Origin of the sequence: Pelotalea chapellei (assembly GCF_018531195.1) — a bacterium.
Lineage (GTDB): Bacteria > Desulfobacterota > Desulfuromonadia > Geobacterales > Pseudopelobacteraceae > Pelotalea > Pelotalea chapellei.
In genome coordinates this window covers 91867-102866 of the sequence record NZ_JAHDYS010000006.1, presented here as the reverse complement: position 1 = coordinate 102866, position 11000 = coordinate 91867, and the positions used below count along the sequence as shown (strand labels likewise).

Here is an 11000-nt window from a genome sequence, read left to right as displayed (position 1 = left end):
TGAACAGAGGCAGCAGTTATCACGGGGGGGAATGATGAAGACAGCTGAAATAAAGGTATCAACTTCGAGAAGGACTCACTTTTTGGCAATTACGCGTCAGGTGACTGAGACGGTAAAAGACAATGGGTGGCAGGATGGAATTTTGACGATCTTTGTGCCGCATACCACCGCGGGTGTTACTATTAATGAAAATGCTGATCCTGATGTGGCCCATGACATGGAGTGGTTCAGCAATGAGCTGATCCCGCAGCAGCATTCTTTTCGCCATACCGAAGGTAACTCGGACTCTCATATCAAGGCCAGTTTTTATGGCTCTTCGCTGCAGGTGATAGTGCGTAACGGGAAGCTGTGGCTGGGTACCTGGCAGGGAATCTATTTTTGTGAATTTGACGGACCGCGTGAGCGTAAGGTGTACCTGGCATTCACGGAGTGAGTGCTTAGAGCCTTACTAGCAGTAGTCTTCTTTGCGGATGCCGTAACGTTTGATCTTGCGATACATGGTCGCCAGGTTCATCCCCGCTTCCCGGGCGGCGAGATCAATAGCGCCACCATGTTTCCTGAGGAGCCGTTTGAGCAAGTCGGCTTCAAACTGTTCCAGAGCAGCATTAAAGGGAAGTTCGCCTGCATCTGCGCTGACTTCAGGTGAACGCTCACCGGAATGTTCTATCTCGATAAACTGCTCCAGAGTCTCGCGGCAGATATAGTCTTCTCCGACCATGGCCATGCAGGCTTCGATGACATTTCTCAGCTGGCGGATGTTGCCGGGCCAGTCGAAATCGCTCAGCATCTGCAGGGCATCTTTTTCAAAACCCTTGACCGTTGTGTTGAATTTCTGGTTCTGAAGATGAATGAAGTGTGCAGCCAGCAGCGGGATATCGTCTCTGCGTTCGCGCAGCGAGGGAAGATGAATGTTGACGACATTCAATCGGTAGAAAAGATCCTCGCGAAATTCCCCGTTCTTGACTGCCTGCTTCAGATCTGTATTGGTGGCGGAAAGCACCCGTACATCCACCCGAGTCGGCGTGGTGTCGCCCAGGCGAAGGAATTCCTTTTCCTGCAAAAAGCGAAGTAATGTCTTCTGTACGTTCATGGGGAGGTTGCCCACTTCATCCAGGAAAAGGGTACCTCCGTCGGCTGCTTCCAGAAGTCCGTGACGACTCTCTTTGGCACCGGTAAAAGCGCCTTTCTTGAATCCGAACAGTTCACTCTCCAGCAAGGTTTCGGGAAGAGCACCGCAATTTATGGCAACGAATTTCTTTTCATGTCGTGGTGAATTGTAGTGGATAGCCTGAGCGATGATTTCTTTTCCGGAGCCTGATTCTCCGGTAATCAGCACCGAGGTATCACGCACCGCCACTTTCTCGACTTTTCCAAGGATGTTTTTGAGCGCATCCGAAGCGCCGATTATGTTGTCGAAGTGAAATTTTCCCTGCAGTTCCTTGCGCAGTTCACGGTTTTCCTCCAGCAGGTGTGACTGCTGCAGGGCATTTTTTACCCGATAGATCAGTTCCTCCGGCTCAAAGGGTTTTGTGAGCATGTCATAAGCACCTTTGCGCAGGGCCTGGATGGACATGTCCACCGTGGCATAGGCAGTGATCATGATGACCGGCATGTCCCTGGATTGTTCTTTTATATTTTGCAATACTTCCAGTCCACTCATGCCTGGCATTTTTATATCCGTTATCACCAGGTCCCATGCGCTGGGCTTGAACTCTTCCACTGCTTTCTGTGGTGATGTATAGGCACGTGCCAGATACCCGTGGTCAATCAGAATCTGTTCCATCATGCGGCACAGACCGGCTTCATTGTCTATCAGAAGAATGCGTTTCTTGTCCGTCATCTACAGTTCCTCATGCTCAAAGGGAAGGATGACTACTACAGTCGTGCCGATCCCGATCATACTTTTGATTTCAATTTCTCCGTGATGCATCTCGATAATCTGTTTTGTAATGGCAAGGCCCAGACCAGTACCACGTTCTCTGGTTGTGTAGAAAGGCTCAAAGATCTTTTCCAGATTTTCTTCGGGAATCCCGCAGCCAGTGTCATGAAAAATCATTCGTACATGTCCCGATTCATCTGTTTCAGTGCGGATCGTCAGAGTTCCCCCTTCAGGCATGGCACCTCCGGCATTCAGAATCATGTTGATTGCCACCTGGCGCATTTGATCACCATCAAGCTCAACAAGGCGCAATCCCGGTTCGAATTCCGTTTTAATGGCCACACCACGCATGTCAGTGTGATTTGCCGCAAAATCGACTATCTGAGTTAATAGATCATTCAAGTCGACTGCTTCCAATGCTGGACGCGGGGTTCTGGAATAAGAGAGCAGGTCCTGGACGATTTTTTTGCAGCGTTTGCTCTCGCGTTTAATCTCATGGATGTAATTGTAGTTTGGGTCGTCCTGGGTCATTTTCCCTTCAAGATAACCGGCATAACCAAGTATTACACCCAGGGGGTTGTTGATCTCATGGGCAACTCCCGAGGAGAGCACACCAAGGGAGGCCATTTTCCCTTGCTGGGCCAGATTGGCTTCCATGGTCCGGTTACGTCTGATGATGTCGGTCATGCGATTAAAAGCCATGGCCATTTCCGCCAGTTCATCCTGTCCCGTAACCTTCATCCTCTCATCAAAGTTACCTCGTTTGACCAACCTGATAGTGTCTATCATATGGGTAATCGGCCTGGATACTACCGTTGCAGCTTTAAAAACGAGCAAAACCGCTATAATTCCCACTATTAGAATAATAAAAATGGTGTTGAGCATGATGTGCTTCTTGATCGTATCCGTCTGGCGGTAGAATTCATCCTCATAGGAACCAACGGCAACAATCCAGTCCCAGGCAGGAAAGTAGTCGTATCGGACTATCTTCATGCGGGGATATTTTTCACCAAAATTTTTCCAAGGGTACCGGATCCAGCCGCTCTTTTTTTCACACATCTCGCGGATAAAGGGGTTGCCGCTGGAATCGCTGGCATCAATGATATTTTTGCCTTCTGCATCGGGGTGAAGGGTAAGGGTGCCCTTGCTGTTCATGCAGAAAATGTATCCGGTTGCTCCAACTTTCTTGTTCTTTATCTTCTGCTTCAGTGCCGCAAAGGACTGGGAAGCGAGCTCGGTTGAGAGGTTGATTGGTGAATCCTGCTGATAGTCGCGAAATTGCCGGTCATGTGAGTCAAGCAGGTCGATGGCAAATGAGGCCATGTGTTGCAGGTCGTCCTTGCTGGCCTGGGTAACTCCCAGATAGGCCTGATGGTTGGCTATATAGCCGATTACCCCGGCGACAACGATGATAGGAATTATTACCAGCGGCAGGACCAGGGCGAGAAGTTTCCAGCGGAGCTTCAGGTTGTTGAGAAGGCGAATCATAAGGGTTCCATTCAGTATCAAGTGGAATATGTATACACTGTTTCAGGTGCGCAAAGCAAGGGAGGAGGGGCTTTGAGGATTTTGCGACAAGGCAAGGGTCATTATGATGATATGCGGGCATAATCATTTAAAATTCTTTATAAATATTGACTTGTCGTAGATTAATTAGTTAATGTGTCAAAACACTTAGCTACACCAAGTACGGCTTGTTGAAGGTAAAGTGTAGTTTTTTAAGGAGGCGGCAGTGAAGAAAATAGCATTCAAGGTTCTGTTGATTCTCGGTGTAACTCTTGGAATAGGCCTTTTGACGCTCGTAGGTATTTCAATCTATCTTCAAGCTGATTCAAGCAACCAATTACAGCTGCATAACACCCATAATCTGGCGGCTGTCATTATCAAGGATATCGATGAATACATGATGAAAGACGCCTCTAAAGAGGTCGTCACCTATATTCACGAAGCCAAACAACGTAATTTTGTCACCGATTTGACGATCTACAACGAAAATGCCAAGGAAATCGGCGCTCAAAATAGCGCTGAAAATGCTTCTATCGCCCAGGCGTTGAAAAGCGGCAAGACTATAGAATTTATTACTACAGATAACGGCATAAAAAATCTCAACATGGCTGTACCAATGCCTAATGAAGAAAAGTGCAAACAATGCCATGACAAGGAACCCAAATTCCTTGGTGGAATCTTGATCAAAACTTCGCTGCAAAAGGGGCATGAACTTTCAAGGAAGACTTCTTTGACTTTGCTTGTTTTAAGCCTTTCTTTTTTCCTGATTTTGCTTGGCAGCCTTTATTTCTTTTTGAAAAAAATCATCATAACTCCAATCATCGAATGTTCCAGCAAGGTTCATGAGTTAGGCAGCGGAGAGGGAGATCTCACCAAAATCATTCCTGTGACCACCGAAGATGAACTTGGTGATCTTGCTGCTGGAATAAATGCCCTCATTTCCAAAATTCACGGAATAATCTCACAAATAGCACATAATGCCGGTGCCCTTTCCACTGCGGCCGATCGTCTGTTGACCAATTCCGTCAAGATGTCTGCAGGCATCGATGAAGCTGTTGCACAGACAGATATGGTTGCAGCAGCCAGTGAAGAAATGGCTGCAACATCAACAGACATTGCCCGAAATTGCGTCGGCGCTGCCGAAGAATCTACTCGAGCCAATAATTCTTCCGCCACTGGTGCCAAAGTTGTCGAAGCAACAGTGGAGGTAATGGCACGGATTGCCAGCAAGGTACGCCAGTCTGCAGGTACCATCGAGTCATTGGGAAACAGGTCTGAGCAGATAGGAGAGATTATCGGGACCATTGAAGAAATAGCTGATCAGACCAATCTTCTCGCACTTAACGCTGCCATTGAAGCTGCACGAGCCGGCGAACAGGGAAGGGGGTTTGCTGTTGTTGCCGATGAAGTACGCGCTCTTGCTGAACGAACTACCCGAGCCACTAGGGAAATCGGGGACATGATTAAAATGATCCAGAGTGAGACCAAAAGTGCCGTGACCAGTATGGAAGAAGGCGTTCAGGAAGTTGAACTTGGCACAGCCGAAGCTGCCAAATCCGGAAGGGCGCTGCAGGATATAATAGACGAGATAAGCGCAGTGGTGATGCAGGTTAACCAAATTGCGACAGCTGCGGAGGAACAAACAGCCACCACTAACGAGATCAGCGGTAATATTCATAAGGTCACGGCAGTTGTTCAGGAAGCTGCCTGCGGAGCCAGGGAATCCTCGATTGCCGCAGATGAACTGGCAGTTCTCGCCAATGATTTGAAAAGGCTGGTGGGGCTGTTCAAGTTGTAATGATTCTTGAAGCAGATTCGGGATTCCGGGAAAGGGGGGCTTTTAAGGCTCCCCTTTTTTCATTGTTGCGGGCAATGGCAGTGCCTGTGGTATATTATCCAACTCAATCCTGCTCAAAACTTGTCACATCGAGGCAATAATGAATCTCTCTTCTTCACATGGTGCCATGACATCGCTGTTGACCACCTTGTCCCATGAGTACCTGCAGGGAAAGGAAGAGGTACTCAGGCTGGCACTGGTCGCGCTTCTGGCTGGTGGACATATTCTGATTGAAGATCTGCCTGGACTTGGCAAGACAACTATTGCCCTTGCTCTTGCCGGAAGCACCGGTCTTTCGTTTGGTCGAGTGCAATGTACCAGCGATCTGCTTCCTTCGGACATTACCGGACTTTCGGTTTTCAATCGTGAAGAAGGTCATTTTACATTCCTTGCAGGCCCTGTATTCAACAATATAGTTCTGGTGGATGAGATCAACCGGGCCATGCCTCGTACCCAGAGTGCCCTGCTGGAGGCGATGGAAGAAGGCCGGGTAACGGTGGAAGGGGTAACCCATCTGCTGCCCGATCCTTTCATGGTTTTTGCCACCCAGAATCCTTCGGACCAGAGTGGAACCTTTCCCTTGCCCGAATCACAGCTCGACCGTTTCCTGATCTCCACCGGTATAGGATATCCTCCCGAACATCTTGAAAAAGGAATCATTGCCGGAGGCGGGATACGTGAACGCATCGGCGAGATGGCCACCATTGCTACCGCTGCGGATATACAGGCAGCCCGGCGTCAGGTTGCCGGGCAGATCTATCTTTCCCCAAAGGTGGTGGATTACCTGCACAGCATAGTACTTGCAACAAGATGCCACCCTCTGGTCCAGACTGGCCTTTCCACACGTGCTGCTATCAGCCTAGCTCAAGCGGCAAGGGCCGCTGCTTTTCTGGAAGGGCGTGATTATGTGGCGCCAGATGACATTAAAGGAGTTGCAGTGGCGGTCTGTGCTCACCGCCTTGGTATGCGGCCGGAATATGAAGCTGCCGGCAAGGGAGACGTGTTACGCGAAATAATCGCCGAAATAACGCTGCCTTTGGTCTGAGAATCAGCAAGGCCGGGACGTTCTATATTCTGATTACCCTGCTGCTCGGCTTCTCAGCCGTCAATACTGGAAACAATCTTCTTTTTCTTGTTGTCTCTGGGCTTCTGGCCTTCATGTGCGTCACGGGCCTTGCGGGCATGTACAACCTCCAGAAACTGTCCCCTGAAGTTATTCCACCCTCCGAAATATACGCCGGCACGCCGGTCCTTCTCCGGTTGCGGCTGCATAACGCCAAGCGTCTCCTGCCTTCTTTTCTCATCAGTGTCCGTTGTGAAGGCAGCAAGGGCATTACGTTCCCGGTCATACCATCATCAAAAACAGTGGAATGTGTCATTCGTGCCGTCTTTGATGCTCGAGGGCGAACTAAAGTCGGTAAAGTAATGGTCAGTTCTGTATTTCCGGTAAATTTCTTCAATCGTTACTTGAGCTATGACCTCGATACTGAGTTTTTGGTTTTTCCGCAACTGATCAGATGTGGAGCCCGGGGAGAGGGGAGTGAGCCAGTGCGTTCAGGGTCAGCTTTTCGTCAGTCGCGCGGCCTTGATGGAGAAATTGAGGGTATTGCAGATTATTCCGGACGCGAGCCGCTGCGCATGATTCACTGGAAACTATCCGCACGTGGAGATGAGTTGCTGGTCAAGGAATTCGGCCGGCAGGCGGCTTCTCCAGTGGTCATCAGTCTTGCAGACATGCCTGGTCAGACGCTGGAGGAGCGCATATCCCATGCGGCCTGGCTGATTAAACACTGGTGTTCAATGCGCCCGGTAGGTCTCCGGCTGGAAACGGATATATTCCCTGCTGAAGCCGGACACCATTACGGTCTGCGCCTGCTGACGGCATTGGCACTCTATGGTGAGCAGAGCCGATGATCCGTTCCATTTCCGGCATAATTGCCATTCTTTCCTATGCCATTGCGCTGTGCGGCATACTACCGCTCTTTCCCTGGCTCGCTACTCTGCCGCGCCTGCTGCTTGTTGGTGGTTTGCTTGCTGCTTTTTGGCAGGACCGTCGGGGTGCCTGGTCGCTGAAAAACTGGATCCTGACTTCATCCACGATCCCGCTGTTTCTTTACTATGCCTTTCAGTTCAATCGATCCAATGCGGTGCAACCAGTTGTCAGCATGCTGGCAGTAATGCTGACAGTACGGCTGGTGGGGGAGAAAAACGGGCGTAACTATCTGCAGATGTATGCACTTTCCCTATTCTGCCTGGCATCTTCCTCGCTTTTTGATCTTAGCCCGCTTTTTCTCGTGTACCTGGCTTCGCTGCTGTTGCTGATTGCCCTTTCCCTGGTGATGCTGACTTTCCACGCCCATGACAGCCAGATGGTGCTGGCCCGGCAGGACCTGCGCCGTGTGCTCGCCGCCGGGGTGATCATGCCGCTGGTCTCACTCCCCTTGCTGGTCTTCTTTTTCCCAATACTTCCGCGCACCCAGATCCCGTTATGGAATGTTATGTCCGTACCGATCAGCCGCAGCAGCGGTTTTACTGATAAGGTCGAACCTGGAGGTAGCAGTTCAGTCGGAGAATCTGCCACCCTTGCATTCCGTGCAGAACTGCCACGGCAGCCCCAGCAACAGCTGTACTGGCGTGGCACGGTTTTCAATCAGCTGGTCGGCAATCGTTGGGTACGCGATCCTGCTGTGCCGGCGGAAGTGATCAGGTACGGCTCCCCGCGCATCTCTCAAATTATTTTTCCAGAGCCGGGGCGTTCACGATTTCTGCTCGCGTTGGATTCACCGGCTGATATCACCTTTCTCAGGTCCAGGCGTTATCCTGATGGAATATTTGAAATGCCAGGCCTCAGCGGACGACGCCAGAGTTATTCTGCAGAGTCTTCAACCGCAGGAATTCTGCCTGTGGTCACAAAGGTGGACCGCTCTTTTTACCTTCGACTGCCTGAAACCATTCCTGCTCGTCTCAGATCGTTAGGAGAAGGCATACGTCAGCGCGGCGGCAGTGATGCGGAGAGGGTTCAGCTGCTTGAAGATTATTTTCGCAAAGGCAATTTTCGCTATTCATTGCAAGGACTGCCTACCGGTGACCATGCCATTGAACAGTTCCTGTTCGAGACACGACAGGGGCACTGCGAGTTCTTTGCCTCTTCCTTTGCCATCGTTGCCCGTGCTGCCGGTATCCCGACACGACTTGTTGGCGGCTACCTCGGTGGAGAATATAACGAGTTGGGCGGGTATTACCTGGTTACTGAACAGATGGCCCACGCATGGGTTGAGGTTTTTCTGACAGGCAGAGGCTGGGTGCGCGTCGATCCAAGCAGTTTGGCGGTCAATGCAGGGGGAGTTTGGAACGATTCACGGAAGCGGAGTCTCGGCCTGCGCCTGCGCCTGGCAATCGACTCTTTTGATCATGCCTGGAATCGCTCGGTAATCACCTATGATTTCGAACGTCAGGTGAATGTTGCCCAGTCTGCAGGAAAAAGGCTGCAGTTGGTTTCTTGGAAACAAATTCTTAGGGCATCAATCAAACCAGCGTTGTTCTCATGCATGATGGTCGTTGTCTGGCTGCTGATCAAAAACCGTCACCGATTGCTGTTGTCGCCCCAAGAGCGTCTCTTGCGCAGATTTTACCGCAGGATGAAGCGGGATACAGTAATTACGGTTAACAGAGGGAATCGGCAGGGTCTGTTCGAAATAGCAGCTGAAAGCGGAAATGAAAAGGTGAGGGAGTTCGTACGTATCTATGCCGGCGCGGTGTATCGGGACCGTCAATTCACCAGCAGTGAACTCTGCAGACTGAAACGGTTGATCCGGGAAGGTTTTTCATCCCAGCTATGATGATTCATCAAGCTTTCTAATATGCTGCAACACGGAATTTTCCAGCTCAACTTCGCGTAGTATCCTTTCCGCCTCTTCGTCGGTCAATCCAACGCCAGGGCGGTTGCCCATCCAGTGGGTAAGATCATCCTTTGGAGGATTGAGCGGTTCAGGCAGGGGAGGGCCCGGAATAAAGCGTCCACTGACATACAGCGCGGCATGATAAATCCCTGCTTCCTTGACGATGGCGAATTCCGCTTTCATGCCGGTGGATAGAATCTTTGTCAGAACGGTTCTCTTAAAAAGCATGATCGATTCCTCCGTAACCGCTATAACAATACCATTTTTCTATTGATTTAAATCAAGGAGCCATGGATTTATTCTGAACCCCTAGACCGTTGTTGTGCAAGAACTTATAGCGACTATTTCCGGCCCCGATGCGTTCGTTAAGATAGATAAGGTTGCAGGTCCTACACCTTTTTGAACAGTACTCTTGCAGTGGGCATCTGCCCCTCTGTTACTTCTTCAATGAAAAGTATTTTTCCATCCAGTTTATCGAATATGGAAGCAAGTTCCCCCCGCCGTAGCAGATAGGCGGGGGTGTGATTGGCAAGGGCTTCCGGAGATTCGAGAATTGTATCGAGCAGAAAGATACCTCCCGGCACCAGTGCCGAGTAGGCCTCCGGGATCAACTCCCGCAGCAGGAAATTGAAATTGATTACAAGATCGTATCTCTCCCCTTCAAACCGGTAGCTTTCCAGATCAACCAGCCTGAAATCAGCTGAAATTCCCGCAGTCGCTGACCGCTCACCCGCTTTGCCAAGAGCCACATCAGATATATCCAGTCCTGTCACATTAAAACCATGCTGAGCCAGGAAGATGCTGTTACGTCCTTCTCCGCAGGCAATATCCAGGGCATGCAACCCCGGTGTCAGGAGCTTGATGTCCTCGATCTTCCTTTGCAGAAAAGGAGAGGGGGCCATTCCGAGAAAAGAATCTTCAGAAAGAAAACGTTTATTCCATTTGATTCTGTCAGCTTCCATTGTCCATCCTTTCTTTTTCGGTTTTGCAAATTTGCAAAACTGCCAATAAAACGGCTTTGCATTTGTGCAAAACGATTTTCCACTTCTTTTTACACGTGTAAGTAATTGGTTTGCAATGATTTTATCGTGGTCAAATTTACTTGTCTTCTTTCTTTGATTTTATTTTGAGTCCCTTTTAATCCTCTGGATTAATTGCATGGATGCGAAAAAGAAGACAGCAATGTATGTGTGTGACACGTAGTTATTCGATATTGTTGCGTTTTTTATGAATTTACATTTTGGCACGCCATGTGCTGTATACGAAGACAAACGCTGTTAGAGGTAACGAAAATGACAAAAATAAAAGTATGTCCATTTTTCGGGAAAAAAGATGACTACTGTGATGTCGGGTGCGATTACATCTCACTCCATGATGTGACTATGATCATCCGCTTCTGCAACGGACGTTATGAGGGATGCATCAAGTATCAGGAATTGATGGATCGTTTGCCCGAATCTGTATTGGCGCCGCAATTTTAATATATTCAATATCGTGAAAAAGAGGTGACTGTCATGTTTTATTATCTGGCCCTGCAAAGTACTGGTTTTCATGTTGTTTTAGCACTGGCTATCGCTATGGTGTTCATAGTTACTACAATGGCAAAGGAGAAGAGAGATGAGCGAAAGAGAGCTTGAACTGTTGTCGAGGCTTGAGGAGCTGGAGCGTCATACCTGGCGGAACAGCGCAATTCTACGGGCAGTTGCCATGGTAGCTTTCACGGCAATGATTGGAATAGTGATTGCCTCCGGAGTTGTTGGCGGTGGTCGCGGTAGTCACTGGTCTGGACCGGCATGGAATACCATGTGGCTCTACGGTCTTTTTGCTGCCAACGCTGTGTCCATGTTCTGGACTACACATAAGGAATAAGGAGAACAGC

Annotated in this window: 11 protein-coding genes; 7 read left to right on the top strand and 4 right to left on the bottom strand. The window is 49.5% G+C overall.

The window, feature by feature from the left end; all coding sequences use genetic code 11:
* Positions 1-31: 31 nt before the first annotated feature.
* Positions 32-433 carry a secondary thiamine-phosphate synthase enzyme YjbQ gene (locus tag KJB30_RS08005; RefSeq protein WP_281415550.1) on the top strand — a complete coding sequence of 134 codons (402 nt, stop codon included), beginning with the start codon at positions 32-34 and terminating at the stop codon, positions 431-433.
* A 15-nt stretch (positions 434-448) separates the two neighbouring features.
* Here KJB30_RS08005 and KJB30_RS08000 read toward each other — a convergent pair whose 3' ends face one another.
* Both KJB30_RS08000 and KJB30_RS07995 read right to left on the bottom strand, forming a co-directional pair.
* Positions 449-1840, bottom strand: coding sequence for a sigma-54-dependent transcriptional regulator (locus tag KJB30_RS08000; RefSeq protein WP_214297798.1), 1392 nt, complete (start codon positions 1838-1840; stop codon positions 449-451).
* Complete coding sequence (locus KJB30_RS07995) at positions 1841-3367, bottom strand: Cache 3/Cache 2 fusion domain-containing protein (RefSeq protein WP_214297796.1); 1527 nt, start codon at positions 3365-3367, stop codon at positions 1841-1843.
* Between the two features lie 244 nt (positions 3368-3611).
* Between KJB30_RS07995 and KJB30_RS07990 the strand changes: the two genes are divergently transcribed.
* From KJB30_RS07990 to KJB30_RS07975, 4 genes are all read left to right on the top strand, one after another.
* Positions 3612-5183, top strand: coding sequence for a methyl-accepting chemotaxis protein (locus tag KJB30_RS07990; RefSeq protein ID WP_367618948.1), 1572 nt, complete (start codon positions 3612-3614; stop codon positions 5181-5183).
* Positions 5184-5322: 139 nt separating this feature from the next.
* Positions 5323-6267 carry an AAA family ATPase gene (locus KJB30_RS07985; RefSeq protein WP_214297794.1) on the top strand — a complete coding sequence of 315 codons (945 nt, stop codon included), beginning with the start codon at positions 5323-5325 and terminating at the stop codon, positions 6265-6267.
* Between the two features lie 113 nt (positions 6268-6380).
* Positions 6381-7136: a DUF58 domain-containing protein gene (locus tag KJB30_RS07980; protein WP_246545576.1), complete on the top strand. Its 756-nt coding sequence runs from the start codon at positions 6381-6383 to the stop codon at positions 7134-7136.
* Positions 7133-9061, top strand: a complete 1929-nt coding sequence (locus KJB30_RS07975) for a transglutaminase TgpA family protein (protein WP_214297792.1) — start codon at positions 7133-7135, stop codon at positions 9059-9061. Before KJB30_RS07980 ends, KJB30_RS07975 begins: the two co-directional genes overlap by 4 nt.
* Here KJB30_RS07975 and KJB30_RS07970 read toward each other — a convergent pair.
* Both KJB30_RS07970 and KJB30_RS07965 read right to left on the bottom strand, forming a co-directional pair.
* Positions 9056-9349, bottom strand: coding sequence for a hypothetical protein (locus KJB30_RS07970; RefSeq protein WP_214297790.1), 294 nt, complete (start codon positions 9347-9349; stop codon positions 9056-9058). The genes KJB30_RS07975 and KJB30_RS07970 overlap by 6 nt on opposite strands.
* A gap of 161 nt (positions 9350-9510) precedes the next feature.
* Positions 9511-10083: a class I SAM-dependent methyltransferase gene (locus KJB30_RS07965; protein ID WP_214297789.1), complete on the bottom strand. Its 573-nt coding sequence runs from the start codon at positions 10081-10083 to the stop codon at positions 9511-9513.
* 330 nt (positions 10084-10413) lie between these two features.
* Between KJB30_RS07965 and KJB30_RS07960 the strand changes: the two genes are divergently transcribed.
* Together KJB30_RS07960 and KJB30_RS07955 are read left to right on the top strand one after the other, a co-directional pair.
* Positions 10414-10602, top strand: a complete 189-nt coding sequence (locus tag KJB30_RS07960; protein WP_214297787.1) for a hypothetical protein — start codon at positions 10414-10416, stop codon at positions 10600-10602.
* Positions 10603-10738: 136 nt separating this feature from the next.
* Entirely contained in the window at positions 10739-10990 is a 252-nt protein-coding gene (locus KJB30_RS07955) for a hypothetical protein (protein WP_214297785.1), read from the top strand.
* The last annotated feature ends 10 nt before the right edge of the window (positions 10991-11000 follow it).